The 25,841-nt window shown below is 67.8% G+C and carries 28 protein-coding genes; 9 read left to right on the forward strand and 19 right to left on the reverse strand.

Translation table 11 applies throughout. The features are described from left to right. Positions 1-11: 11 nt before the first annotated feature. From BLR75_RS14270 to BLR75_RS14285, 4 genes are read right to left on the reverse strand one after another with little or no spacing between them, the layout of a single operon-like run. Entirely contained in the window at positions 12-1,064 is a 1,053-nt protein-coding gene (locus BLR75_RS14270; protein WP_084311281.1) for a TauD/TfdA family dioxygenase, read from the reverse strand. Further along, positions 1,061-4,474, reverse strand: coding sequence for a condensation domain-containing protein (locus BLR75_RS14275; protein WP_084311282.1), 3,414 nt, complete (start codon positions 4,472-4,474; stop codon positions 1,061-1,063). Before BLR75_RS14275 ends, BLR75_RS14270 begins: the two co-directional genes overlap by 4 nt. A 38-nt stretch (positions 4,475-4,512) precedes the next feature. Continuing rightward, the gene (locus tag BLR75_RS14280) at positions 4,513-5,238 is read right to left on the reverse strand and encodes a thioesterase II family protein (RefSeq protein WP_084311283.1); all 726 of its coding nucleotides are present in this window, start codon (positions 5,236-5,238) and stop codon (positions 4,513-4,515) included. Positions 5,239-5,240: 2 nt separating this feature from the next. Then, complete coding sequence (locus BLR75_RS14285; RefSeq protein WP_084311284.1) at positions 5,241-5,456, reverse strand: MbtH family protein; 216 nt, start codon at positions 5,454-5,456, stop codon at positions 5,241-5,243. A 684-nt stretch (positions 5,457-6,140) separates the two neighbouring features. Here BLR75_RS14285 and BLR75_RS14290 point away from each other — a divergent pair. Next, positions 6,141-6,662 carry an RNA polymerase factor sigma-70 gene (locus BLR75_RS14290; RefSeq protein WP_084311285.1) on the forward strand — a complete coding sequence of 174 codons (522 nt, stop codon included), beginning with the start codon at positions 6,141-6,143 and terminating at the stop codon, positions 6,660-6,662. 36 nt (positions 6,663-6,698) lie between these two features. On the opposite strand, the gene BLR75_RS14295 is transcribed toward BLR75_RS14290, so the two are convergent. Next, positions 6,699-7,079 (reverse strand): hypothetical protein, encoded by a 381-nt coding sequence (locus BLR75_RS14295; RefSeq protein WP_084311286.1) that lies wholly within the window; start codon positions 7,077-7,079, stop codon positions 6,699-6,701. Positions 7,080-7,238: 159 nt separating this feature from the next. Here BLR75_RS14295 and BLR75_RS14300 point away from each other — a divergent pair, with 159 nt between their 5' ends. Both BLR75_RS14300 and BLR75_RS14305 read left to right on the forward strand, forming a co-directional pair. Beyond that, entirely contained in the window at positions 7,239-8,369 is a 1,131-nt protein-coding gene (locus tag BLR75_RS14300; protein ID WP_084311287.1) for a PilT/PilU family type 4a pilus ATPase, read from the forward strand. Between the two features lie 111 nt (positions 8,370-8,480). Then, entirely contained in the window at positions 8,481-9,017 is a 537-nt protein-coding gene (locus BLR75_RS14305; RefSeq protein ID WP_084311288.1) for a gluzincin family metallopeptidase, read from the forward strand. Between the two features lie 4 nt (positions 9,018-9,021). Here the strand turns inward: BLR75_RS14305 and BLR75_RS14310 are convergent, their stop codons facing one another. Then, positions 9,022-9,930 (reverse strand): YihY/virulence factor BrkB family protein, encoded by a 909-nt coding sequence (locus BLR75_RS14310; protein ID WP_084311289.1) that lies wholly within the window; start codon positions 9,928-9,930, stop codon positions 9,022-9,024. A 189-nt stretch (positions 9,931-10,119) separates the two neighbouring features. Between BLR75_RS14310 and BLR75_RS14315 the strand changes: the two genes are divergently transcribed. The 3 genes from BLR75_RS14315 to BLR75_RS27200 all read left to right on the forward strand — a co-directional run bounded on the left by BLR75_RS14315 (position 10,120) and on the right by BLR75_RS27200 (position 11,056). Next, a complete protein-coding gene (locus BLR75_RS14315) occupies positions 10,120-10,602 on the forward strand; it encodes a hypothetical protein (RefSeq protein WP_084311290.1) in 483 nt (160 codons plus the stop codon). A gap of 9 nt (positions 10,603-10,611) precedes the next feature. Next, entirely contained in the window at positions 10,612-10,800 is a 189-nt protein-coding gene (locus BLR75_RS14320) for a hypothetical protein (RefSeq protein ID WP_084311291.1), read from the forward strand. A 130-nt stretch (positions 10,801-10,930) separates the two neighbouring features. Next, complete coding sequence (locus tag BLR75_RS27200) at positions 10,931-11,056, forward strand: hypothetical protein (protein WP_255312778.1); 126 nt, start codon at positions 10,931-10,933, stop codon at positions 11,054-11,056. 47 nt (positions 11,057-11,103) lie between these two features. Here BLR75_RS27200 and def read toward each other — a convergent pair whose 3' ends face one another. The 3 genes from def to BLR75_RS14335 all read right to left on the reverse strand — a co-directional run bounded on the left by def (position 11,104) and on the right by BLR75_RS14335 (position 14,571). Then, positions 11,104-11,643 (reverse strand): peptide deformylase, encoded by a 540-nt coding sequence (def, locus tag BLR75_RS14325; RefSeq protein WP_084311292.1) that lies wholly within the window; start codon positions 11,641-11,643, stop codon positions 11,104-11,106. Positions 11,644-11,709: 66 nt separating this feature from the next. Continuing rightward, positions 11,710-12,546, reverse strand: a complete 837-nt coding sequence (locus BLR75_RS14330) for a CvfB family protein (protein WP_084311293.1) — start codon at positions 12,544-12,546, stop codon at positions 11,710-11,712. 255 nt (positions 12,547-12,801) lie between these two features. Next, the gene (locus tag BLR75_RS14335; RefSeq protein WP_084311294.1) at positions 12,802-14,571 is read right to left on the reverse strand and encodes an ABC transporter transmembrane domain-containing protein; all 1,770 of its coding nucleotides are present in this window, start codon (positions 14,569-14,571) and stop codon (positions 12,802-12,804) included. A gap of 169 nt (positions 14,572-14,740) precedes the next feature. Here BLR75_RS14335 and BLR75_RS14340 point away from each other — a divergent pair, with 169 nt between their 5' ends. From BLR75_RS14340 to BLR75_RS14350, 3 genes are all read left to right on the forward strand, one after another. Then, positions 14,741-14,935, forward strand: coding sequence for a hypothetical protein (locus BLR75_RS14340; RefSeq protein ID WP_371858118.1), 195 nt, complete (start codon positions 14,741-14,743; stop codon positions 14,933-14,935). 184 nt (positions 14,936-15,119) lie between these two features. Beyond that, complete coding sequence (locus BLR75_RS14345) at positions 15,120-16,196, forward strand: AI-2E family transporter (protein WP_084311295.1); 1,077 nt, start codon at positions 15,120-15,122, stop codon at positions 16,194-16,196. Between the two features lie 51 nt (positions 16,197-16,247). After that, complete coding sequence (locus tag BLR75_RS14350; RefSeq protein ID WP_084311296.1) at positions 16,248-16,958, forward strand: rRNA pseudouridine synthase; 711 nt, start codon at positions 16,248-16,250, stop codon at positions 16,956-16,958. Here the strand turns inward: BLR75_RS14350 and BLR75_RS14355 are convergent. From BLR75_RS14355 to BLR75_RS14400, 10 genes are all read right to left on the reverse strand, one after another. Next, the gene (locus BLR75_RS14355; protein ID WP_084311297.1) at positions 16,955-18,760 is read right to left on the reverse strand and encodes a monovalent cation:proton antiporter-2 (CPA2) family protein; all 1,806 of its coding nucleotides are present in this window, start codon (positions 18,758-18,760) and stop codon (positions 16,955-16,957) included. The genes BLR75_RS14350 and BLR75_RS14355 overlap by 4 nt on opposite strands. Positions 18,761-18,850: 90 nt before the next feature. Continuing rightward, complete coding sequence (locus BLR75_RS14360; protein ID WP_084311298.1) at positions 18,851-19,567, reverse strand: lipoate--protein ligase family protein; 717 nt, start codon at positions 19,565-19,567, stop codon at positions 18,851-18,853. Positions 19,568-19,800: 233 nt separating this feature from the next. After that, positions 19,801-20,208 (reverse strand): hypothetical protein, encoded by a 408-nt coding sequence (locus BLR75_RS14365; RefSeq protein ID WP_084311299.1) that lies wholly within the window; start codon positions 20,206-20,208, stop codon positions 19,801-19,803. A 16-nt stretch (positions 20,209-20,224) separates the two neighbouring features. Continuing rightward, positions 20,225-21,436: a c-type cytochrome biogenesis protein CcmI gene (ccmI, locus tag BLR75_RS14370; RefSeq protein ID WP_084311300.1), complete on the reverse strand. Its 1,212-nt coding sequence runs from the start codon at positions 21,434-21,436 to the stop codon at positions 20,225-20,227. Then, entirely contained in the window at positions 21,433-21,918 is a 486-nt protein-coding gene (locus BLR75_RS14375; protein ID WP_084311301.1) for a cytochrome c-type biogenesis protein, read from the reverse strand. The genes ccmI and BLR75_RS14375 overlap by 4 nt, the downstream gene beginning before the upstream one ends. Further along, entirely contained in the window at positions 21,915-22,457 is a 543-nt protein-coding gene (gene dsbE, locus BLR75_RS14380) for a thiol:disulfide interchange protein DsbE (protein ID WP_084311302.1), read from the reverse strand. The genes BLR75_RS14375 and dsbE overlap by 4 nt, the downstream gene beginning before the upstream one ends. A gap of 2 nt (positions 22,458-22,459) precedes the next feature. Then, positions 22,460-24,433 carry a heme lyase CcmF/NrfE family subunit gene (locus tag BLR75_RS14385; RefSeq protein ID WP_084311303.1) on the reverse strand — a complete coding sequence of 658 codons (1,974 nt, stop codon included), beginning with the start codon at positions 24,431-24,433 and terminating at the stop codon, positions 22,460-22,462. Positions 24,434-24,435: 2 nt separating this feature from the next. Continuing rightward, positions 24,436-24,912, reverse strand: a complete 477-nt coding sequence (gene ccmE, locus BLR75_RS14390) for a cytochrome c maturation protein CcmE (protein WP_084311304.1) — start codon at positions 24,910-24,912, stop codon at positions 24,436-24,438. After that, on the reverse strand, positions 24,909-25,085 hold the full coding sequence (gene ccmD, locus BLR75_RS14395; protein WP_084311305.1) for a heme exporter protein CcmD: 177 nt from the start codon (positions 25,083-25,085) through the stop codon (positions 24,909-24,911). The genes ccmE and ccmD overlap by 4 nt, the downstream gene beginning before the upstream one ends. Then, positions 25,082-25,828: a heme ABC transporter permease gene (locus BLR75_RS14400; RefSeq protein ID WP_090416080.1), complete on the reverse strand. Its 747-nt coding sequence runs from the start codon at positions 25,826-25,828 to the stop codon at positions 25,082-25,084. The genes ccmD and BLR75_RS14400 overlap by 4 nt, the downstream gene beginning before the upstream one ends. Positions 25,829-25,841: the final 13 nt, after the last annotated feature.

The following is a 25,841-nucleotide window of genomic DNA, read 5'->3' on the forward strand; positions in this document are numbered from 1 at the left end:
GGGCATGAACCTCAATCGAGTGCCAGGTCGGCGCTTTTCTGGGCGATCGCCATCGCGGTGAGAATCCTGCGCGGGCCGGTGAATGCGTTGCGCGCGTGCAGCGCGAGGATGTTGTCGAGCAGCACGACGTCGCCGCGCTGCCAGGGGAACTCGACCATCACGTCCCGGTAGGCCTGCTGCAGGTGGCCGATCACTTCGGCGGGGATCGGCTCGCCGTCGCCGTAGAAGGTGTTCTGCGGCAGGTCTTCAGGGGCGAATTCGGCGATCAGCGCGGCGCGCAGGGTTTCCGGCAGGGTCAGGGCGTTGAAGAAGGTGCCGTGGTTGAACCACACCTCCTCGCCGGTGCGCAGGTGGCGGACGATGGCCGGGCCGATCTGGCGGGTACGCAGGCGGTTGCCGGGCTTCCATTGCGGCTGGATGCCGATCCTCGCGCAGTAGGCCTCGACCTCGGCGCGGTCCTCGCTCTGGAACACCGTCTGCCAGGGCAGGCCCATGCCGTCGCCGTAGTTGCGCACGTACATGATCCTGCGCCGGCGGAATTCCTCGCGCACTGCCGGGTCGATCCGGCGCAGCAGCTCGCGGGTGTCGCCCAGCGGGGTCTCGCCGCCGGTCGGCGACGGGGTGTCGCAATAGAAGTACAGGTGCAGCGGGAACACCGGCGAATAGGAGTGCTCGTTGTGCGGGAAGATGCGCTCGTCGCTGGGGTAGTCGGTGGAGCTGTAGATGTTGAACTGGCGGGTGACCTGGGTGCGCGGCGAGGCGCGGAACAGGTATTCCAGCGCGCCGCCGGAGATCGCCTGCACGCAGCGGTCGAAGCCGTCGATGCCGGCCGCCTCGAAACCGCGGAAGAGGATGGCGCCGTGTTCCAGCAGGCGCGCCTCGATCAGCTCGCGGTTGGCCGTGGCCCATTCGATCAGGTCGACGCCGGGCAGGCGCGCCCGGCAGATCAGCGGCAGACTCTGACCGTCGAACAGCGGCTGCATGGAAACCCGCTCGGCGCTGCCGCCGGCGACACCCCTGCGGGCCCGCCCGAGGGTGGGCAGGCTGTTGCTCGATTGGCTCATTGGACCCCCTGCATGCTTTGCGAATCGGTGCCACGGCGGCGCATCGGCCGCTGGCCGGCGAGCTGCGCCTGGCGCTGGCGGTTGGCTTCGGCCTCGGCTTCGCGGCGGACCTGCGCCGCCGCGGCGATCAGTTCGGCCTGACTGCCCCGGGGCGCGGCCAGCCAGCGCGCCAGCACCGCCTGCAGCTGGGCGAACAGCTGGGTGATCTCGCCCGGCTGGAACAGCCCCTGGGGCGTCTCGAAGCGCGCCTGCAGGCGCCCGGCGCTGTTGTAGAAGCCGAGGATCAGGTCCATCTCGGCGACCTGCCGGGCACCGTCGAAATGCTCGGCGCGCAGGTCGCGCAGGCGCGGCAGCGGCGGCTCGCCTTCCTGGTAGTTGAGCTTGATGCTGAAGAACGGCGAGCGGCCGGCGCGGCGCGGCGGGCGCAGTTCCTCCACCAGCCGGTCGAACGGCAGGTCCTGGTGGTCGGCGGCGTCGATCACCACGCGCCGGCACTGGTCGAGCAGCGCGTCGGCGCCCTCCTCCGCGCGCAGTTCCACCTGCAGCACCAGTTGGTTGATGAAGAAGCCGACCAGGGATTCGGCCAGCGGATGGGTGCGGTTGGCGATGTCGCTGCCGAGGCGGATGCGCTTCTGCCCGCTGTGCTCGGCGAGGACCACGGCGAAGGCGCCGAGCAGCAGCATGAACGGCGTGGCCCCCTGTTCGGCGGCGAAGGCGCGCAGCGCGGTGGTCTGCGCGGCGGGGAAGTCGAAGGTCGCGCACTGCGCCAGCGCGCCGTGCGCACGGGGGCGCTGCGGGTGCAGTTCGAACCAGGCCTGCTCGCCGGCCAGGGCGTCGCGCCAGTAGTCGAGCTGGCGCTGCTGGTCGGCGGCGAGCAACTGGCGCTGCCAGCGGGCGAAGTCGCCATAGCCGACTTCCAGCGCCGGCAGCGGCTGGTCCTGCCCGGACAGGCGCGCGACGTAGCGGCGCTCCAGCTCGCCGAGGAGGATGTTCATCGACCAGCCGTCCACGGCGATGTGGTGGATGGTCAGCAGCAGGATGTGCTCGCGCTCGTCCAGGCGCAGCAGGCGCACGCGCTGCAGCGGTCCGTGCTGCAGGTCGAACGGCAGCCGCGCCTCGACGGCGGCCTGCTCGCGGGCGGCGGCTTCGCGCTGCTCGATGGGCAGGTCGGTGAGTTCGGCGACGGCGAAGTCCAGCGCCATGTCCTGGTGCACCACCGGGCGCACGGCGTCCGCATCCTGGCGGAAGCTGGTGCGCAGCACCGCGTGGCGCGCCTGCAGATCGGCGAAGGCGCCGCGCAACGCGGCGATGTCCAGCGGGCCGCGCAGGCGCACCGCCAGCGGCACGTTGTACACCGCGCCCTGCGGGTCGAGCTGCCAGGCGAACCAGAGGCGCTGCTGGGCGTGGGACAGCACGGGCTCGGCCTGCGGATCGGCGGCCAGCGGCAGGTTGCGCGCCGGCTGCTGCATTGCCTCGCGCACCGCCGCGGCGAAGCCGGCCAGGTCGGCCGCCTCGAACAGCGCGGCCAGCGACAGCGACACACCGAGCCGTTCGCGCAGGCGGGCGAGCACCTGCACCGCGCCGATGGAGTTGCCGCCGAGGGCGAAGAAACGGTCTTCGCGGTACAGCCCGGCGATGCCCAGCACTTCGCTCCAGGTCTGCGCGACCAGTTGCTCGGTGTCGTCGCGCGGGAGCTCGCCGCTGCGCGTGGCCAGTTCGCCGGCACGCTGCAGGTGGAAGCAGGCCAGTTCGCCGCGCTCCAGCAGGATGCGGCAGGCCGAGCGCTGCAGCTTGCCGCTGGAGGTGCGCGGCAGTTCGCCGGGTTCGAGCAGGGCGATCCAGGCGGTGCCCTGCTGGCAGGTGTCGAACACGACGCGATCGATTTCCGCGCAGAGCTGGGCGGCGTCGATCTTCTTGTGCGTGGCGCGGCCGATTTCCACGGCGATGCCGATGCCCTCGGCGCCCTGGTGCTCGACGGCGAAGGCGATCACCCGGCCCTTGCGCGCGCCTTCCACCGAGTATTCGACGGCGCGTTCGAGGTCCTGCGGATAGAGGTTCTGGCCGCGGACGATGATCACGTCCTTCAGCCGGCCGGTGATGAACAGGCGGCGCTCGCTGAGGAAGCCGAGGTCGCCGGTGCGCAGCCAGGTGCGGCCGTCGCGCTGGACGAAGGCTTTCGCGGTGGCTTCGGGATTGCGCCAGTAGCCCTGGGCGACGCTGTCGCCGCTGGTCCAGATCTCGCCGATGCGGTTGTCCGGCTGGATCATGCCGGTGACCGGGTCGACCACCCGCAGGAGCATGCCGTCCTGCTCGATGCCGCTGCTCACCAGCAGGCTGCCGGTGCCTGGTTGCGCGAGGTTCTCGCCGAGGGCGTGGCTGTCGAAGCTGGCGGCGACGAAGGGCTCGGCGGCGGGCGTGCCGGTGACGAACAGGGTGGCCTCGGCCAGCCCGTAGCACGGCATGAGCATGCGCCGCTGGAAGCCGGCGGGGGCGAAGCGCTGCTCGAAGGCCGCCAGGCTGTCGTGGCGGATCGGCTCGGAGCCGGAGTAGATGACGCGCAGGCAGCTCAGGTCGAGGTTCGCCAGCGCCGCGTCGCCGGTGCGTTCGGCGGCCAGGCGGAAGGCGAAGTCCGGGCCGCCGGTGTGGCTGGCGCGGTAGCGGCTCACCGCCTCCATCCAGCGCGCCGGGCGTTCGATGAAGCTGCGCGGCGACATCAGGATCAGCGTTGCGCCGGCGTAGATGGCCTGCAGCAGGCAGCCGATCAGGCCCATGTCGTGGTAGAGCGGCAGCCAGCTGACGAACACCTCGCGTTCGTGCAGATCGAAGCCGGTCAGCATCATTTCCTCGTTGGCCACCAGGTTGCGGTGGCTGACCTGCACGCCCTTGGGCGTGGCGGTGGAGCCGGAGGTGTACTGCAGGAAGGCCACGGATTCCGCTTCCGGGCGGCGGCCGTGCCATTCACCGTCACCAGACAGGTCCTGCTCGTCGACGGCGAGGATGGTCGGCAGCGCGACCTCGAAAGCCTCCGGCAGCGAGCCGGCCAGCTGCGAATCGGTGAGGATCAGCGCCGGCTGCGCGTCGCCGAGGATGGCGCGCACGCGGTTCAATTCCTGCGGGCGCAGCGATTCGGGCGGCAGCGCCGGCACGGCGATGATCCCGGCGTAGAGGCAGGCGTAGAAGCCGACCACGTACTCCAGGCCGCTGTGCAACAGCAGCAGCGCGCGCTCGCCCGGCTCGGCGTGGCGCGCCAGCACCACCGCCAGGCCGCGGGCGCGGCGATCCAGTTCGGCGTAGTCGAGGGTTTCGCACTGCTGCTCGCCGTCGACCAGGAAACGCACGGCGGGGCGTTCGCCGTGGCTGGCCGCCCGCGCGATCAGGGCGTCGACCAGGGAGGCATGGGAATAGGTCATCTCGCACCTTGCATGGAATGGTTGGGGTCCGTGGGCGCTCAGCCGACGCGGGCGACCGGCCGGGCGGAAGTCGCGCTCAGGCAGGCGGCCATGCGCTCCAGCAGCGCGCTCTCGCAGGAATGGATGAAGAAGTGGTCGCCGGGGAACATCTCCAGGCTGAACTCCGCCGCCGCGTGCTCGCGCCAGGCCAGCAGCTGCTCGCGGCTGGCGCGGTCGCCGGTGCCGGCGAAGACGTGCAGCGGGCAATCCAGCGGCGCGCTGGGCTGCGGGCGGTAGCGGCCGCAGAGGAGGAAGTCGGCGCGCAGGATGGGCAGGGTCAGGCGCATCAGCTCGGCGTCTTCCAGCACCGCCGCCGGGGTGCCCTGCAGGTCGCGCAGTTCGGCGAGCAGCTGTTCGTCGCTGCGCGGTTCGCGGAAACGCAGGTAGTCGCGCTGACCCGGCGCGGAGCCGCCGGACACCAGCAGCGCGCGCGGCCCCGGCAGCCCGCGCGCGCGGATGGCGCAAGCCAGCTCGTAGGCAAGCAGCGAACCCATGCTGTGGCCGAACAGCGCGTAGGGGCGATGCAGCGACCCGCGCAGCTCGTGGGCCAGCTGCGCGGCCAGCCCGACCAGATCGCCGGCCAGCGGTTCACCGCTGCGGCTGCCGCGCCCGGGGAGTTCCAGCGGACGCACCTCCAGCCAGCCCGGCACCCTGCGCCGCCAGCGCGCATAGCACATGGCGCTGGCGCCGGCGTAGGGCAGGCAGAACAGGGTCAGCGGCTGCATGCTCAATGGCTGGCCTGCCCTTCCATGTGCTTGCGCAGGCTCAGCGGGCGCATGTCGGTCCAGACTTCCTCGACGAAGGCCAGGCATTCCTGCTTGGAGCCGCTCTTGCCGGCTTCGCGCCAGCCGGCGGGGACTTCCTTGTAGTCCGGCCAGAGCGAGTACTGCTCTTCGTCGTTTACCAGAACCTTGAAATTCGCATCTTCGCGGTCGAACGCCATTTGCTCAGTCTCCATTGCCGATCTGTCATGGCCGTGTGGCGGCCTTGTCGTATTGCTAGTAATCGACGAATGGGAATGATTTTTCTTTAGCACGAAGATTGGCGGAGGATACCGCCGAGGGGGCTCAAGGGCGCGGGGTTCGCGGGCTTCATCGATAGCGGCGGATGACGCTGGCGCGTCATGCGCCCTACGAAAACGCCCTGCCGAACCTGTAGGAGCAACTGTCTTGGTATCTCAACGCATTTTGTTCGCGAGCAAGCTCGCTCCTACAGGTCGGGGCCAGGTTTGACGATTGTAGGAGCGGGCCATGCCCGCGACGCTCTTTTACCGCTCCCACTCACCTGCATCCAGTCAGCGGCGGATGACGCTGGCGTCTCATGCGCCCTACGGAAATGCCCCCGCCGAACCTGTAGGAGCGAGGGGGACGCCCAGTCCTTGCTCGCGATCCGGAAGTTACCGGCACCACCCAAGCAGCCGCTTGGCACATCGATCGCCAGCAAGCTGGCTCCTACGAAGAGCAGCACCCCGCCGCCCTGCGTCCGGATGAGCCCTACATGTCTGAAAACGACCTCCACTCCCCCCCTTCGCAAAAGCTTCACCGCGACATCATTGAAAATGATTCTTAATTAAAATAAATTCCCACCTCCAGCCGGTACTACTTCCCACTCACAAGTCAGGTGCCTCATGCAAAAGCTCGGAGCAGCCGGGGGTGGTTCCCCATTGCTTGATGTGTTCTTCGACCAGCGCCACCGCCTGATCAGCCTCGCCACCCGGATCACCGGATGCCGTAGCCATGCCGAAGACATCGTGCACGATGCCTACCTGAAGCTCGACGTATCGAGCCTTTCCAGCACCATCCGCTCGCAGGCGTCCTACCTGACCCGCGTGGTGCGCAACCTGTCGATCGACCATTACCGTCGTCGCTCGCTGGAGCAGCGGCTGATGTGCGAGGAAGAGGAAAGCGCCGAGGCCACCGTCAGCGCCACCGGCACGCCGGAGGAGCAGGTTTCCGACCAGCAGCAGCTGGAGCGCATCGCCGGTGCGCTGGCCGAACTGCCGGAGCGCACCCGCTATGTGTTCGAGATGTGCCGCATCCACGGCATGAAGCAGAAGGACATCGCCGAGTCGCTGGGCGTCTCGCCGACGCTGGTGAATTTCATGATCCAGGAAGCCCTGCTGCACTGCCGCAAGACCCTGCGCGACTAGATATTCACGCCCCTTCGACGGGAATGACGATGCCCCTCAGGTGGTGGCCGGCGGCGATTCGCCGGTGAGGCCCGGCGACTGGGAAGGAATCGGCCCGCACTTGAACACCAGGCTGTCGCGCTGGTGCTTGAACATGTCGTCGGTGTAGGACTTGCCGACGCGGTAGAAGGAACCGCTGAGCGACATCTGGGTCAGGTCCTGGTAGTCGGGGTTGACCAGCAGTACCCGGCTGTTGCGCTTGGCGCAGAACCACTGGGCCTTGTGCAGCGCGTACTCGCCGGCCTTGGGTGCCCCGCCGATGACCGGCAGCGCCGCCGCGGACACCACGTACATGCCGTTCTCCACCGGCCAGACATCGCTCACCGAGGCGCAACCGACGAGCAGCAGCGGGCTCAGCAATCCCAGAATCAGCTTCATGATCTCTCCTTGCCGGCGGCGCCCGCCACGTGGTTGCACAACGTCCGATGACCTCACAGGAATCCGCCTTAAGAATAGTCTGTCAGCCGCTGCCTGCTGGCCCTTTCACATCCCATGGAAAGGACTGCTAGGCTTTGCCCGACAGCCCGCGGAGGCAGCATGAACGACTCCCCCCAGGAACACCCCGCAGACGTTTTCGCCTACCTGAAACTGCTGCACCAGCACGGCGGTTCCGACATGTTCTTCAGCGTCGGCGCGACGCCGCTGATCAAGGTCGAAGGCCACAACCAGCAGGTCGGCGAGCATGCGCTGACTTCCGCCGAGGCCAAGCGCCTGGCCTACCAGCTGATGACCGAGAAGCAGATCGGCGAGTTCGAGCGCGACCTGGAGATGAACCTGGCGATCAGCGTGCCGGACAGCGGGCGCTACCGGATCAACATCTATTACCAGCGCGGCGAAGTGGCGATGGTGGCGCGCCTGATCAAGCACGTGATTCCCGACTTCGCCACCCTCGGCCTGCCCAGGGTGCTGGAGAAGCTGGCGCTGCAGGACCGCGGCCTGGTGCTGGTGGTGGGCGCGGCCGGCTCCGGCAAGTCGACCACCCTGGCGGCGATGCTCGACTACCGCAACCGCCGGCGCAGCGGACACATCGTCTGCGTCGAGGACCCGATCGAGTTCCTCCACGGGCACAAGCGCTCGATCATCGATCAGCGCGAAGTCGGCCTGGACACCCACAGCTTTTCCGACGCCCTGCGCAACGTGCTGCGCGAGGCGCCGGACGTGATCATGCTCGGCGAGATCCGCGACCTGGAAACCATGCAGCACGCCCTGCACTATGCGGAAACCGGGCACCTGTGCATCGCCACCCTGCACGGCACCAGCACCCGCCACGCCATCGAGCGCGCCGCCCGCTTCTTCCCCGACGAAGCGCGCCACCAGGTGCTCGCCGACCTGGCGCAGAACATCCTGGCGGTGATCGGCCAGCGGCTGGTGCCGGGCACGGCACAAAAGCGCGTGGTCGCGGTCGAAGTGGTCCTGGGCACGCCGCACATCCGCGGGCTGATCCAGCGCGACGAACTGGGGGAGATCAAGGGCGCGACCGAACGGGCGCTGGAACAGGGCATGCAGAGTTTCGACCAGAGCCTGTTCTCGCTGTTCGAAAGCGGCCGTGTCGCCCTCGCCGACGCACTGAAATTCGCCGATTCGCGCACCGACCTGAGCCTGAAGATCAAGCTGGAACACGGTTCGGTCGCGTCGGATGCGGAGTTGAAGATGTTGCGTGACAATTGAATGTCATGGCCAGTTGCCTGCATCGCTGTGATCCCGGTTATGCTTCGCCCCACTCAACGGCGCCAACCGACTGCGAGAAGCCTGGCGCGCAACCCGTCATCGAGGAAGTTTATGGGCATCCACCGCCTGAGTACCCTGATCGCACTGAGCCTGCCTCTCCTGCTGGCCGGCTGCGCCACGTCCAGCAACTGCGATTCCCCCAGCGAGCGCTGCCAGGCGCAGCGCCTGCTGTACCAGAACGACATGCTGCAGGCGCGGATGCTGATCTCCTCCGGCCAGCAGGAGAACTTCGACCTCGCCAATGCCCTGCTGGATCGCGCCATGCCCCTCGACCGGCGCGGCGAGGCATCCTTCTACAAGGCGCTGCTGCTGATCCGGCAGGGCGGGCCGACGGACGAGGTGCTGGACCTGCTGGAGCGCTCCGCCAAGGCCGGCCAGCCTTACGCCACCGTGCTGCTGTTCAGGATCTACAGCGAGCCCTACCTGATCCCGCATGCCGACCGCAACAGGGCGGAACGCTATCGCATGGCCTACGCCCAGCTGCCCGTGGCGATCAGCGGCTATCCCTCCTTCGACAAGGCCCGCACCCTGGTCGACGGCCTGCTCGCCGGGCAGCCGGCGATGGACAGTTCGTCGGCCGGCCGCTGACGGTTCAGGCGTTGTCGGGCGGCGCCTGCTTCGCGCCGGCGAAGGTCTTCTGCCCGGCATCCTTGCCGTGCGGCAGGTGGTGCTCGATCACCGCGTTCATCTCGGCGCCGAGCAGCAGCACGGCGGATGACAGGTAGAAGTACAGCAGCAGGACGATGATCGCCCCGACGCTGCCGTACATGGCGTTGTAGTCGGCGAAGTTCTTCACGTAGTAGCCGAACGCCAGCGACGCGCCGACCCAGGCTCCGCCGGCGAGCACCGAGCCGGGGGTGATGAAGCAGAATTTCTGCTGCACGTCGGGAGTGACGTAGTAGGTCACGGCGATGGTCATCATCAGCAGCAGGATCGCCACCGGCCAGCGCAGCCAGGCCCAGACGATCACCACGTAGCGCTCCAGCCCGAACTGCCCGGCCAGCCAGCCCATCACCTGCGGCCCCATCACCATCAGCGCGGCGGCGAGCAGCAGCATGCCGACGATGCACAGCATGTAGAACACCGACAGCGGCATGCGCTTCCACACCGGGCGCGCCTCGCGCACGTCGTAGGCGGCGTTCAGCGCGCTCATCAGCGAGCGCACGGCGCCGGACGCCGACCACAGGGCGACGATGATACCGATGGAAAGCAGGCCGCCCTGGCGCTGCTGCAGCTGGTCGATCACCGGGTTCACCTGGTCCAGCGCCTGCGCCGGCAGCGCGTAGCTGGCCTGCTCGCGCAGCCAGTCGAAGAATTCCGGCAGGTGCAGGAAACCCAGCAGGGCGATGAGGAACAGCAGGAAGGGAAACAGCGAGAACAGCCCCTGGTAGGCCAGCGCGGCGGCGTAGGTGGGCATCTCGTCGTCGAAGAATTCCTTCACCGTGAGCTTCAGCAGTGTCCAGGGCCCCAGGCTCAGCCCCCGCATATCCATGAAACGCATTCCCGACTTCCTCCATCAACGGCTGCGATCGCCCACAGCTTGGGACCAGGCCAGTAACGCCGAAGTTGCAGAAAAACCCTAGCTTAAAGCGGTATGGGGGCAGCGCAGAGACGCGGATTGGCCTATATATCCGAAAAGCCCGCCATTACCGCAGGCATGACCGTATCCCTCCAGCCATAGGACACCTCCATGCCGAGCGACGCGACGCCCAGGAAGATCACGCCCAAACGCATCCTCATCTTCGCCGGCCTGGCGCTTCCGGTGGCCCTGGCCGGCTATCTCTACTCGGCGCGGGCCGGGCAGTCGACCGATCCGGACACCTTCCTCAGGCAATCGGCAGAGTACTTCGACCAGCAGACCCGCGACCACCTGCCCCAGCAGGTGGACAAGGTGACCACGCTGAAGAGCGTGCAGCTGAGCCTGGACGACAGGACGCTGTACTACCGCTACGCGATCTCCAGCGTAAGCTCGACGCAGCTCGACGCCGCCGGCAAGGCCAAGCTGGAGGACGGCCTGCGCTCGCGCCTGGTGGCTTCCACCTGCCAGCAGCAGGAACTGCTGGAGCGCTTCCGCCGCTACCGCGTGCGCATCAGCCACCAGTACACCGGCAACGACGGCAAGCTGCTGGCCAAGGTCGACATCGACCCGCAGACCCTGCGCTGCCGGGGCTGAGCCGCTTCGATGAGCCGCGCCGATTATCACCGCCAGCATGCCGCCCGGGCCCGTGCCGAGGCGGAACGCCTGCTGGCGCCGCGCGAGGCCATGGGCGGACGCTGGCTGCAGTGGGTGGCCGGCGAGCTGTACCGGCTCGGCCCGCCGGAATACGCGGCGATGGTGCGGCGGGAGCTGGAGCAGCTCTCGTCACGCTGAACGGCGCATCCGGAACTATGCTGTAAGCCATGCAACGTGGAGCTGGCGCAGCTCGGGAGGTGGGAATGGCGCAGAAAACCCTGGCGCGCAGGGATGCCGCATCCATCCACCCGCATTCGAGGTCACGATCATGAGCAAGAGTCAGGACTCGCACAAAGAGGCGAAGAAAAAGCCGCTGAAGACCGCCCAGGAAAAACGCATGGCGAAACGCCAGAAGAAAACCGGCGCGGCGCTGCTCGGCAGTCATTCGACCTAAGCCATCCACCCAGCGGATAACCCGGCCCGGGTTATCCGCTCCTCTCGTCAGTCATCCGCCGCTGGATCGAGCCCCGGGAACAGCACCTCGGTAAAACCGAACTTGCCGAAATCGCTGATGCGCGACGGGTAGAGCCGGCCGATCAGGTGATCGCACTCGTGCTGCACCACCCGCGCATGGAAGCCCTCGGCCTGGCGGTCGATCGGCTGGCCCTGCGGATCGAAACCCTGGTAGCGGATGCGCCGGTAGCGGTTCACCGCACCGCGCAGGCCGGGCACCGACAGGCAGCCTTCCCAGCCCTCCTCCAGTTCCTCGCCGAGCGGCGTGATCAGCGGATTGAGCAGGATCGTCCGCGGCACCGCCGGGGCATCCGGGTAGCGCTCGCTGTGCTCGAAGCCGAAGATCACCAGCTGCAGGTCGACGCCGATCTGCGGCGCGGCCAGGCCGACGCCGCCGGCGTGGCGCATGGTGTCGAACATGTCGTCGATCAGCGCCTGCAGTTCGGCGCTGCCGAACATTTCGCGGGGCACCGGCGGTGCGATGCGCAGCAGGCGTTCATCGCCCATCTTCAGGATTTCGCGGATCATGCCGGCCTCTTCGCTGCTGGGTTGGAGCTGGAATGCTGGTTCAGCGCATGCCGCCGCGCAAGTGCTTCAGCGCAGTTCGATGCGGTCGTCGAGGATGGTGATCAGGCCCTGCTTGTACAACCCGCCGATGGCCTTCTTGAAGTTGCCCTTGCTGACGCCGAACTGCTGGCTGATCTGCTCCGGCGGGCTCTTGTCGCTGATCGCCAGGCTGCCGCCGGCGGCGCGCAGTTCGGCGAGGATCTTCTCGGAGAGGTCGTCGCGCGCGGCCTGGCCGACCGGCTGCAGGCTCAGGCTGATCTTGCCGTCCGCGCGCACTTCCTTGATGTAGCCCTTCTCGCGCATGCCGCCGCGCAGGAACTTGAACATCTCGTTCTTGTGGATCAGGCCCCAGTGCTTGCCGTCGATGATGGCCTTGAAGCCGAGGTCGGTGCGCTCCACCACCAGCAGGTCGACTTCCTCGCCGCTGCGGTAGTTCGCCGGGGTGTTGTCGAGGTAGCGGTCGAGGCGCGCGGTGGCGGTGATGCGGCGGGTGCGTTCGTCGAGGTAGACGTAGACCACGCAGTAGTCGCCGACCTGCAGCGGGCGCTTCTCTTCCGAGTGCGGCAGCAGCAGGTCCTTGGGCAGGCCCCAGTCGAGGAACAGGCCGACGCGGTTGACCTCGACCACCTTCAGGCTGGCGAAACCGCCGACCTGCACCCTGGGCTTCTGGGTGGTGGCGATCACCCGGTCCTCGCTGTCGAGGTAGACGAAGACGTTCAGCCAGTCGCCCTCTTCCGTCGGCTCGTCCTTGGGCACGTAGCGCTTGGGCAGGAGAATCTCGCCGTGCGGACCGCCGTCCAGGTACAGCCCGAAGTCGGTGTGCTTGACCACCTGCAGTGAATTGAAACGCCCGATGACCGCCATGTTCGTCTACCTCGTTGAAGAGGGCGGGGATTCTACTCCTTGCGGCGACGTTGCGCCCGTTACGGCGACAGGCTAGTCCTGTCATGCCCGCGACCGGCCGCCATGTCGCGGGCATGGCCCTACAAAAGCGTCATGCCATTGCGCAGCCTGGATGACGCTTTTCTGCCTGGACGCTGGAATGTGAGAACGATGATGCGCACGGACCTGTAGGAGCGGGCCATGCCCGCGACCAAGGCACATGGCACCCCGCCAGTTTCACCCCGCCACCGCCTGCCCGAACTGCAGCTCCGCCAGCCGCGCATACAGCGGGCTGCTGCGCACCAGCTCGGCGTGGGTACCCTGCGCCACCAGCCGGCCGTGGTCGATCACCGCGATGCGGTCGGCGTTCAGCACCGTGGCCAGGCGGTGGGCGATGACCAGCGTGGTGCGGCCGCTCATCAATCCCGGCAGGGCCTGCTGGATCAGGTGTTCGCTTTCCGCATCCAGCGCGCTGGTGGCCTCGTCGAGCAGCAGGATCGGCGCGTCCACCAGCAGGGCGCGGGCGATGGCCAGGCGCTGGCGCTGCCCGCCGGACAGGCCGAGGCCGCTTTCGCCGATATGCGTGCGATAGCCCTGCGGCAGCCGCAGGATGAATTCGTGGGCATGCGCCGCGCGGGCCGCCGCCTCGACTTCGGCGTCGCTCGCCCCGGGGCGGCCGTAGCGGATGTTTTCCTCCACCGTGCCGAAGAACAGCGCCGGGTTCTGCGCCACCAGCGCGAAGCAGCGGCGCAGGTCGCGCGGGTCGAGGCGCTCGATGGGCAGGCCGTCGATGCGGATGCCGCCCTGCTGCGGGTCGAAGAAGCGCAGCAGCAGGTCGAACAGCGTCGACTTGCCGGCGCCGGACGGCCCCACCAGCGCGACCGTCTCGCCGGGTTCGACGACCAGGTCGATGCCATCGATGGCCCAGTGTTCCGGCCGCGACGGATAGGCGAAGCGCAGGCCGTGCATCTCGATCCGCCCGCGAACCTGCGCCGGCAGCCGCAGCAGGTCCCCGTGCGGGGCATGGATGAGGTTGCGCGCCCGCAGCAGCTCGGCGATGCGCTCGCCGGCGCCGGCGGCGCGCTGCAGTTCGCCGATCACCTCGCTGAGAGTGCCGAATGCCATGCCGACGATCAGGCTGTAGAACACGAAGGCCGCCAGCTCGCCGCCGCTGATGCGCCCGGCGATCACGTCCAGGCCGCCGACCCAGAGCATCACCCCCACCGCGCCGAGCACCAGCAGGATCACCACGCTGACCAGCCAGGCGCGCTGGGCGATGCGCCGGCAGGCGACGGCGAAGGCGCCTTCCACGGTCAGGGCGAAGCGTTCGCGGTCCTGCGCCTGGTGGTTGTAGGCCTGCACCGTCTTGATCTGGCCCAGCGATTCGCCGACATAGCTGCCGACGTCGGCGATGCGGTCCTGACTCTGCCGCGACAGGCTGCGCACGCGCCGGCCGAACAGCAGGATCGGCGCGATCACCAGCGGCAGCGCGGCGATGACGATGCTGCTCAGCTTGGGATTGGTGACGAACATCAGGATCACCCCGCCCACCAGCATCAGCGCGTTACGCAGCGCCATCGACAGCGACGAGCCGATCACCGTCTGCAGCAGGGTGGTGTCGGCGGTCAGGCGCGACTGGATTTCCGAGCTGCGGTTGTCCTCGTAGAAGCCGGGATGCAGCTCGATCAGGTGGTCGAACACGCGCTTGCGGATATCCGCCACGCAGCGCTCGCCGATCCACGACACCAGGTAGAAGCGGCAGAAGGTGCCGACGGCGAGGCCCAGCACCAGCACGAAGAACAGCAGGATCGAATGGTTGAGCAGGTCCGCCGACTGGGTCAGCAGGCCCTGGTCGACCAGCAGGCGGATGCCCTGCCCCAGCGACAGGGTGATGGCGGCGGTGAACAGCAGGGCGACCAGCGCACCCAGCGCCCGCCAGCGGTAGGGAGCGAGAAAGGTGCGGGCCAGGCGCAGGGCGGTGCGCAGGCGGGGCGACAGGAAGACCATGGAAGGCTCGCGGGGAAACGGCTGTTGCGGCGAGAGTAGCACCTGCCACGCGGACGGCCGAATCGCCCGGCATTGATCCACGACATGACCGCCCATTCCTTTTCCGGCCCGGAGGCTGCTCGTTTCGTGTACAATGGTCGGCCGTCCGAAGGAGAAAATCATGGCAGTCATGCGTTCCAAACCCGTCGTCACCCGCCAGAAATCTGCCCCGAAGCCGGCTCCCGCCGTCGAAACCCGTGAATCGCTGGAGGCTCAGGTCGCAGCCTTCCTCAACTCCGGTGGAGAGATTCAGCAGATCGCCAAGGGTGTCAGCGGCCAGCAGCAGGGCGCGGTAAGCCGTCACATCGTGATCAGCAAGAAGTAATCCGCACTCCACGCCCTCTGCGTGGATTCGAGCCTGCCGACTCCCGGCAGGCTTCCGTTTTTTCCCCTCCTCCCCCTCTTTATCCCCTGGAAGCACCACGAAAGTTGCTTCGATTCCTTGCACTCGCGCAGAGTCCGCCGATAGTTAGGACTGGCTTACCGCATGGCGAACAAGGAGACTCCGCATGCTGCCCCCTTCGGAAAAGTTGCTGTCGCGCAATCTGCTGGATGTGCTGATTCGCGCCGGACTGATCCTCCTGCTGGCACTGTTCTGCTTCCGCATCTTCCACCCCTTCCTCGACCTGATGCTGTGGGCGGTGATCCTGGCGATCACCCTGTACCCCCTGCAGCAGATCTTCTGCCGCTGGTTCGGCGGCAGCGAGGTGAGCGCGTCGACGCTGATCATCCTGATCGGCCTGGTGATCCTGCTGGTGCCGGTGGCGGTGCTGGGCACCTCCATCGCCGAATCGGTGGGCGACGCGGTGCATGCGGTGCAGAACCGGACCCTGAAGATTCCCCTGCCGCCGGACGCCATCCTCGGCTGGCCGCTGATCGGCCAGCCGCTGCACAAGCTCTGGGAACGCCTCGCCACCGACTTCATGGGCGTGCTGCACCAGGTGACGCCACACCTGCAGGGCGTCGCCAGGCAGCTGCTGGCGCAGGTGGCCGGGGTCGGCATGGGCCTGCTGCAGTTCCTCGGCGCCTTCCTCATCGCCGGCGTCATCATGGCCTACGGCAAGCCCGGCAGCGTCACGGCGGTGGATATTTCCACGCGCATTTCCAGCCCCGAACGCGGCCCGGAACTGGCCTCCCTGTGCACCTCCACCATCCGCGCCGTGGCCCAGGGCGTGGTCGGCATCGCCTTCATCCAGACCGTGCTGCTGGGGGTAGGCTTCATCGTCATGGGCATCCCCGGCGCCGGCCTGCTGGCCCTCGGCGTGCTGCTGCTGGGCATCATGCAGCTGCCGGTGGTGCTGATCACCCTGCCGGCGATCATCTACGTGTTCGTCGCCGACTATTCGATGCCGCTGGCCATCGTCTTCACGATCTGGACAGCGATCGGCGGGCTGATCGACAACGTGCTCAAGCCGCTGATGCTCGGTCGCGGCGTCGAGGTACCGATGCCGGTGATCCTCATCGGCGCGCTGGGCGGCATGCTCAGCAACGGTATCCTCGGCCTGTTCGTCGGTCCGGTGGTGCTGGCGCTCGGCTTCAAGCTGTTCATGTCCTGGGTGCGCGACCGCGAGCCGGTGGCACCGTGAGGCTGCGAGGGCGATTACAATGGTCGCCCTCTTCTCTTCCGGCTGCCTGACATGACCGATCCCGTCCGCCTTTCCAAACGCCTCGCCGAACTGCTGCCCTGCTCGCGCCGCGAGGCCGAACTCTACATTGAGGGCGGCTGGATCACGGTCGACGGCAAGCGCGTGGAAGAACCGCAGTACCGTGTCACCGACCAGCGCATCGAACTGCTGCCCGGCGCGACGCCAACGACCATCGAGCCGGTCACTCTGCTCCTGCACAAGCCGGTGGATATCGCTGAAGCAGGGACGCTGCGGCTGCTCGACCCGGCGCATCTCTGGGCAGAGGACCGCTCCGGGCTGCGGCCGCTGCGCAAGCACTTCGCCCGCCTGCAGGCGACCATCCCGCTGGAGACCGGGGCCAGCGGCCTGCTGGTCTTTACCCAGAGCCATGGCGTGCTGCGCAAGCTGATAGAGGACGCGGCGCAGATCGAACACGAGTACGTGGTGGAAGTCTCCGGCAACCTCGCCGAGAACGGACTGCGCCGGCTCTGTCATGGTCTGGTCTGGCAGGGCCGGCCGTTACCGCCGCTGAAGGTCAGCTGGCAGAGCGAAAACCGCCTGCGCTTCGCCGGCAAGCAGTTCCGCCCCGGGCAGATCGCCTATATGTGCCAGGCAGTCGGCCTGCAGGTATTGGCGATCCGGCGCATTCGCCTGGGCGGGGTTTCCATGGCGAAACTCCCGGTCGGCGAATGGCGCTATCTGTTGCCGAACGAACGCTTCTAGCTTTCCTTTTCCTTGAACTGATCCCCGGCGAACAGGGTTTCCAGGTCCGCCCGCGCCTCGCGGGTGGTCTGCACCACCGCCTGGTCGTCGTCATAGACCGCGTACTGGGCCATCAGCACTTCGTCGTCGTGCTGGATGAAGCGGCGGATGCGCGCCTGCACCTGGCCCTCGCTGAGGCCGATGCCCTGCAGGATCATCCGGCTCATCTCCAGGCTGGAGTGGAAGGTCTCGCGCACCGGCCGGGCGTCCATGTCCAGCAGGTGGTAGACGTGCTGGCGGTTGCGCGCGCGGGCGATGATCTTCAGGTGCGGGTAGAGCTTGCGCACCAGTCGCGTGGTTTCCATGTTGGTTTCCGGGTCGTTGGTGGCGACCACGAAGAACTCGGCCTTCTCCGCCTTCACCGCGCGCAGGATTTCCGGACGCAGCGGATTGCCGTAGAAGATCGGCAGGTTGCCGTAGCTGCGGGTCAGCTCGATGGCGTCCACCGAGGTGTCGAGGGCGACGAAGGGCACGCCCTGGGCGCGCAGTATCCGCGCGATGACCTGCCCCATGCGGCCCATGCCGGCGATCACCACGCGCGGCTCGTCGACCTCGACGTACTGGAAGTCGGTGGTCGGTTCCGGCTGGGCCGGCGCCGGCGCGTTCTTCGCCATCCGCGCGAAGGCCACCACCATCAGCGGTGTCAGCGCCATAGACAAGGTGATGCACAGCACCAGCTTGCCGTGCAGGTCGGCATCCAGGATGGCCTCGGCCAGCGCCAGCTTGAACACCACGAAGGCGAATTCGCCGCCCGCCGCCAGCACCAGCCCGAGGCGCACCGCGCCGCCCTTGTCCAGCCCGCCGGCAATACGGCCGATCCAGTACAGCAGCGGCAGCTTGATCAGCAACAGCAGCAGGGTCAGGCCGATCACGCTGAACGGTGAACTGAGCAGCAGGCCGAGGTCGGCGCTCATGCCCACGCCGATGAAGAACAGCCCGAGCAGCAGCCCCTTGAACGGCTCGATCTGCGATTCCAGCTCGTGGCGGTACTCCGAATCGGCCAGCAGCAGGCCGGCGAGGAAGGCGCCAAGCCCCGGGGACACGCCGGCCTGCTCCATCAGCCAGGCGGTCCCTACCACCACCAGCAGCGCGGTGGCGGTGGAGAGGTCGGTCTGGCCGGTCTTCGCCACGGTGCGAAACACCGGGCGCAACAGGAAGCGTCCGCCGACCACCACCACGGCGATGCTGCCGACGATCTCGAAGAGATGGGCCAGATCGCCGCCGGGAGCCTCCTCGTTGGCGTGGGCGCCAAGCAGCGGAATCATGGCGATCAGCGGAATCGCCGCGATGTCCTGGAACAGCAGGATGGCGAAGGCCAGGCGGCCGTGAGGGGCGGTCAGCTGCTTGCGCTCGGCGAGGATCTGCAGGCCGAAGGCCGTGGACGACAGCGCCAGGCCGCCGCCAAGGACGATGGCGATCTTCCCGGACTGGCCGAAGAGCAGCGACACCGCGCCGATCACCAGGGCGGTCAGCAGCACCTGCAGCATGCCGACGCCGAACACCGACTTGCGCATCACCCACAGGCGTTTCGGCGACAGCTCCAGGCCGATGATGAACAGCAGCAGCACCACGCCCAGTTCGGAAAGCCGGGAGACGCTTTCCGGGTCCTCGACCAGGCGCAGCACCGACGGGCCGATCAGCACGCCGGCCAGCAGGTAGCCGAGCACCGCGCCCAGTTGCAGGCGCTTGGCGAGGGGCACCATGAACACCGCGGCGAGCAGGAACACCACCGCCGAAGTCAGGTAGCTGGCTCCATGTTCCATGCTCAGCGTCCCCCCTGGGTCGGCGTGGCGATGCGGATGTCGGGGAGGATTCGACTCATCGGTCTTCCTTGGCTGGTGGAGGAAGCGGGCTCAGACCGCAAGGGAAATCCCCTGGTTCAGCAGATGCCGCTGGAAATGTCCGGCCAGCGCGTCGACCTGTTCCCAGGGCCGCGCGTGATGCTCTTCCAGCGCCACGTGGCTACCCGGGCGGCAGCGGTCGTCCAGCGCGCAGGCCTGGTAGAAAGCATTGACCACCTCGACCATTTCGTCGCGCTGGTTCTCCATCAGGATCGCGCCGTGGGCCAGCACCACATAGCGCCCGTCGCCCTGTCGCCGGCGCCAGCGCTGGGCGGTGCCGACCAGCTTGCGGCCGCCGATGTTGACGTTGTAGCGGCCATCGCAAAAGGCCCCGTCCACTTCGCCGAGGCCGGACTCCAGGCCGAGCGCCGCCAGCCAGTCGCAGATCGGCTGGCAGAGGCGCAGGTAGGCGGTCTCGATGCGCGTCTGTTCGTTGTCGCTGACAGGAATGGCGTAGGCCAGCGCCACGTTGAGCACCGCCGGGGACTGCGGCACCGGCTCGCCGCCGGTATCGCGCAGGGCGATCGGCCAGCCCTTGTCACGGCACAGCCGCTCGGCCTCGGCGAAGCCTTCCAGCCGGCTGAGGCGGCGCGGCATCACCAGGGCCCGGCATTCCGGGCGCCAGAACAGCAGGCGGCCATCGCTGCGCCCGCCGAACACCTCATCCAGCGCGGCGCGCTCGGCATCCAGACCGGCGTCGGCCGCCAGTCGCAGAACCCTTTCGCTCATTTCCTCGGCTCCTTCAAGGTTGCAGGAGACGGACTATGCCCGCCGCATGGCTTGCGGGCAATGCGACTGATCGGTGATGGGGGGCGTTAACGTGTGGTGTGCATGATGGATGTGGGGCTGACGTAGGGTGGATCACGCTTCATCGATCCACCATGGCCGCGCACGCGGTCCCGCAATGGTGGATGAAAAAAACCTCATCCACCCCTACGCCCCTACGCCCCTACGCCCCGGGATCAGTCCGCCGCATGCCGGCGGGTGAGCCCCGGCGGGATACCGCTGCTGTCGGTCGCCGTCCACGGCCCCTGCGGGCTGACGCTCCAGAACCAGCCGTGGTTCCAGTGGTAGTAGGTGCGCTGGCGGTAGTACAGCTCGTTGGCGCCCTGGATCACGTAGACGCCCAGGCTGGCGTCCCAGCGGCCCTTGCCGCCCGGCGGAGGAGCGAACTGCGGAGGATGGCTGGACTTCGCGGGGGCGGAAGGCTGCGGGGTGATGGTGGTCTTCGGCGGCGCCTTCACCGGAGGAGGGATCACCTCCGGCCTGCTCGGCGGCGGCACCGGCGGCTGGGGTTCCGGCTGCGGCGGCTGCACCACGCAGCCGCCAAGTGCCAACAGGGCGCCAAGCGCCAGGATTCTTGCCTTCATGCTCTCCCCTCTTGCGTCAGCGCTGGTCCGGGCTGTCGATGGTCACCGCCTGCTCTCCAGCGCTGGCTGTAGACAACGGCTGGCTGCGTCCGATCCATTCGCCGGCAGTGGCATTGCCGGAGCGGGAGATCCGGGCGACGAGCTGCACCTGGGGGAAGTTGGAGAGCTTCAGCTGCGGCATCATCGCATCGGCGTCGCTGAGCGCCACTTCGCTGGGCAGGTCGGCGACCTTGATGCGCTTGACCGCCAGCGGCATGGGCGGGCCGCTGACCGCGCGGGCGAAGACGAAGACCGAATCGTCGGGCTTGACCTGGGCTTTCAGCGCGTCGGCGATGTCGACCCGCACGGTCAGCGTCACGCCGCTGGCCGGAGCCGGCTGGCTGCTGGCGGGCGGGGTTTCGCCGCGATCGGCCATGCGCTGGCGGGCGCGCTCGATGCCGCCCTGGAGCGCCGAGCGCGACGGATCGTCCGCCGGCAGCACCGCCACCAGACGCTCCCAGTACTTCACCGCACCGGCGTAGTCGCTGTCCTCGAAGGCGGCGATGCCGAGCAGGCCGAGGGTGGTGACTTCCTGAGGATCGCCTTTCAAGGCCTCGTCGGCCAGCGAACGCACCTGGTCGGTCATCTTCTTGCCGCCGGCGAAGTACAGCGCCTGCGCCCACTGGCCGAGCACTTCCGGCTGGCGGTTGCTCAGCCGCGCGGCCTGCTCGAAGGCCCTGGCGGCGTCCTCGACGCGCTCCTGGGTCATGTAGGTGCGACCGAGGAAATACCAGCCCTCGGCGGAATCCGGCTGGGCCTTCACCGCCCGTTCCAGGCGCGCGGTCATCTCTTCCATGGAATGCGGCGCAGTGGCGAATTCGCGGGCCAGCTCGACCTTGTCGCTGGCGCCCCAGTGCATATAGAGCGCCAGGCCGAGCACCGGCAGCAGCACGGCGGCGATCAGCGGCGCGGCGCGGCCGAGGCGGGAGCGGCGATCCTCGTCGCCGCCCTCGGTATCGGCCAGTAGTTCGCGGGCGGCTTCGGCGCGGCCGGCGGCCAGTTGGGCATCGTCGAGGGTGCCGGCGTCATGCTGGGCGTCCAGCTCGGCGAGGCGCTCCTGGTACAGGGCGACGTTGAGAGCGGTGCGGTCTTCCTCGGCCTGGGCGCGGCGGCCGCGCAGCAGCGGAATCAGCAGGAAAGCCAGGGCGACCAGCAGCAGAAGGCCGGCGGCGAGCCAGAAGTCGATCATTTGTCTTGGTTATCCTGCGCTTGATTCTTCAACAATGCGGCGAGGCGCGCCTGTTCCTCGGCGGACAGGCTGCCGGAAGCGGCGCCGGCAGGACGCCTGCGGCGCACCACGATGGCGCCGATGACGATCACGCCGAGCAGCAGCAGCGCGGCCGGGCCGAACCAGAGCAGCCAGGTGCGCGAGGTGATCGCCGGCCGGTAGCGGACGAACTCGCCGTAGCGGGCGACCATGTACTCGACGATCTGCTGGTTGCTCTTGCCCTGCTGCAGCTGCTCGAAGATCTGCTTGCGCAGGTCGGCGGCGATCGGCGCGTTGGAATCGGCGATGTCCTGGTTCTGGCACTTCGGGCAGCGCAGTTCGGTGGTCAGCTCGCGGAAGCGCTCGCGCTGGGCGTCGTTGGCGAACTCGTAGGTATCGATGGCCGCATGGGCGAGACCGCCCAGCGCAAGGCTCAGGACGAAGGTGGCGAGCAGGCGCTTCATTTGCCGTTGGCCTCGTCGACCAGCCCCTGGTAGATCGGCGCCAGTTGCTCGCGCCAGACCTTCTCGTCCACCGCACCGACCAGCTTGTGGCGGATGATGCCGTCCTTGTCGATGATGTAGGTCTCCGGCGCGCCGTACACGCCGAGGTCGAGGCCGAGGGTGCCCTGCTCGTCGCGGATGCTCAGCTGGTAGGGGTTGTGCAGTTCGTTCAGCCACTTCTGCGCGGCGGCGTTGTCGTCCTTGTAGTTGATCCCGTGGATCACCACGCCCTGCCTGGCCAGCTCGGTCAGCACCGGATGCTCGAAGCGGCAGGTCGGGCACCAGGTGCCCCAGACGTTGACCAGCGCCGGGCGGCCCTTGAGGTCGGCCTCGGTCAGGGTCTTCTGCGGATCGCCGACGCTGGGCAGGGAGAATGCCGGGAACGGCTTGCCGATCAGCGCCGACGGCAGTTCGCTGGGGTCGAGCCAGAGGCCGCGGAAAAGGAATACCGCGACGACCAGGAAAATCGCCAGCGGCAACAGCAGGATCGCACGCTTCACACTCAGGCCCCCTGTCCGACGAGGCCGAGGGCCTCGCGTACACGTGTTTTCACTTTCACCCGGTAGCGCCGGTCGAGCGCCGCCAGCAGTCCGCCGAAGGCCATCAGCAGGCCGCCCAGCCAGATGAAGCGGACGAACGGCTTGATGTGCACGCGCACCGCCCAGGCACCGTTTTCCAGCGGCTCGCCGAGGGCGACGTAGAGGTCCTGGGTCAGGCTGCCGTAGATGCCGGCCTCGGTCATCATCGAGCTCTGCACGGTGTACAGGCGCTTCTCCGGATGCAGCACGGTGACTTCCTCACCGTCGCGGGTCACGCGGACGGTGCCCTTGTCCGAGGTGAAGTTCGGGCCTTCGAAATGCTTCGTGCCCTCGAAGCGGAACTGGTAGCCGGCCAGCTCCACCGACTCGCCCGGCGCCATGCGCAGGTCGCGCTGGGCGCTGAACTGGCTGGTCAGCACCACGCCGATGGCGCACACCGCGATGCCCAGGTGCGCCAGCTGCATGCCCCAGTAGCTGCGGTTCAGGCTCGCCGCGCCGGCGACCACACCCTTGTGGCGGACCTTGTCGAAGAAGTCGCGCACGCCGGCCAGCACCACCCAGGCGGCGAGCAGGAACACCACCAGCACTTCCCAGTGGAAGTTGCCATAGAGGAAGGCGGCGGCCACGCCGAGGACCGCGGTGCCGATCAGCACCGGCGTCAGCATGCCGCGCAGCCAGCGGGTCGGGGTGTCCTTCCAGCGCACCAGCACACCGACCGCGACCGCCAGCATCAGCGCCGCCATCAGCGGCACGAACAGAGCGTTGAAGTACGGCGGGCCGACCGACAGCTTGGCGCCGGAGATGGCGTCCAGCACCAGCGGGTAGAGGGTGCCGAGGAGGATCATCGAGGCGGTCACCACCAGCACCACGTTGTTCAGCAGCAGCAGGGTCTCGCGCGACCACAGGGCGAAGCCGACCTGGCTCTTGACCACCGGCGCGCGCAGGGCGAACAGGGTCAGCGAGCCGCCGACCACCAGCAGCAGGAAGGCGAGGATGAACACGCCGCGCTCCGGGTCGGAGGCGAAGGCGTGCACCGAGGTCAGTACGCCGGAACGCACGAGGAAGGTGCCGAGCAGGCTGAGGGAGAAGGCGGCGATGGCCAGCAGCACGGTCCAGCTCTTGAACACGCCGCGCTTCTCGGTCACCGCCAGCGAATGGATCAGCGCGGTGCCGACCAGCCAGGGCATGAACGAGGCGTTTTCCACCGGGTCCCAGAACCACCAGCCGCCCCAGCCGAGTTCGTAGTAGGCCCACCAGGAGCCGAGCACGATGCCGATGCCGAGGAAGGTCCAGGCCACCAGGGTCCACGGCCGCGACCAGCGCGCCCAGGCGGCGTCGAGGCGGCCGCCGAGCAGCGCGGCGATGGCGAAGGCGAAGGCCACCGAGAAGCCGACGTAGCCCATGTAGAGCATCGGCGGGTGGAAGATCAGGCCCGGGTCCTGCAGCAGCGGGTTGAGGTCGTTGCCGTCGGCCGGCGCCTGCGGCAGCAGGCGGCTGAACGGGTTGGAGGTGACGATCAGGAACAGCAGGAAGCCGGTGCTGATCATGCCCATCACCGCCAGCACGCGGGACAGCATCACTTCCGGCAACTGGCGGGAGAAGATCGACACGGCGAAGGTCCAGCCGCCGAGGATCAGCGCCCAGAGCAGCAGCGAGCCCTCGTGGGCGCCCCACACGGCGCTGAGCTTGTAGTACCAGGGCAGCGCGCTGTTGGAGTTGCTCGCCACGTAGGCGACGGAGAAATCATCGTGGAGGAAGGCCCAGGCCAGGCAGGCGAAGGCGAACACCAGGAAGGCGAACTGCCCCCAGGCCGCCGGGCGCGCCAGGCTCATCCATTGACGGTCGCCGCGCCAGGCGCCGACCAGCGGGAAGCTGGACATCACCAGCGCCATGCACAGCGCGAGGATCAGCGAGAGGTGGCCGAGTTCGGGAATCATGCTCAGTTGCTCCCCTGCGCCGTGGTGTTCTGGCCGGCTTCGTACTCGCCCATCTTGCCGCTCTCCTTGAGCGCCTTGGTCACTTCCGGCGGCATGTATTTCTCGTCGTGCTTGGCCAGCACCTCGTCGGCGGTCAGCACGCCGTTGGCGTCCAGCCTGCCGAGGGCGACGATGCCCTGCCCTTCGCGGAACAGGTCAGGCAGGATGCCGCGGTACTTCACCGTGACTTCCCTGGCGAAGTCGGTGACCACGAACTCGACGTCCAGCGAGTCGGCCGAGCGCTTCAGCGAGCCCTTCTCGACCATGCCGCCGGCGCGGATGCGGGTGTCCTGCGGCGCCTCGCCGTTGGCGATCTGGGTCGGCGTGTAGAACAGGTTGATGTTCTGCTGCAGCGCGGAAAGCGCCAGGGCCACGGCGACGCCGACACCGGCGACGATGGCGAGAACGATGTACAGGCGCTTCTTGCGGACCGGATTCACTTGTTGGCCTCCCGGCGCAGACGACGCGCCTCTTCTTGCAGGTAACGCCGGCGCGCCAGCATCGGCGCCGCCACGTTGATTGCCAGCACCGCCAGGCTGATGGCGTATGCCGACCATACATAGGGCCCGTGATGGCCCATGGCGATGAACTCGCCGAACGACTGGAAACTCATAGCGCGCGCTCCACTTCCGCCTTCACCCAGGACGCGCGCGATTCGCGCTTGAGCACCTCCAGGCGCATGCGCATCAGCAGTACCGCGGCGAAGAAGCAGTAGAAGCCGAGCACCATCAGCAGCAGCGGAATCCACATATCCGGCGGCATCGGCGGCTTTTCGGTGAGGGTGAAGGTGGCCGGCTGGTGCAGGGTGTTCCACCACTCCACCGAGTACTTGATGATCGGGATGTTCACCACGCCGACGATGGCCAGCACCGCGCAGGCCTTGGCCGCGCTGTCGCGGTTGGTGATGGCCTGGCCGAGGGCGATGACGCCGAAATAGAGGAACAGCAGGATCAGCATCGAGGTCAGGCGCGCGTCCCACACCCACCAGGTGCCCCAGGTCGGCTTGCCCCAGATGGCGCCGGTGACCAGCGCGACGAAGGTCATCCAGGCGCCGATGGGCGCGGCGCACTGCACGGCGACGTCGGCGATCTTCATCTTCCAGATCAGGCCGATGGCGCCGGCCACCGCCAGCATCACGTAGCAGGACTGGGCGAGGAACGCCGCCGGCACGTGGATGTAGATGATGCGGAAGCTGTCGCCCTGCTGGTAGTCCGGCGGCGCGAAGGCCAGCCCCCAGACGATGCCGATGGCCATCAGCAGCACGGCGGCGATGGCGAACCAGGGCAGCCAGCGTCCGCTGATCTCGTAGAACCACTTGGGCGACCCAAGCTTGTGAAACCAAGTCCAGTTCATCATCAGGCTCTGTGTA

The sequence above is a fragment of the Pseudomonas jinjuensis genome (assembly GCF_900103845.1).
Taxonomy (GTDB): Bacteria; Pseudomonadota; Gammaproteobacteria; order Pseudomonadales; family Pseudomonadaceae; genus Pseudomonas; species Pseudomonas jinjuensis.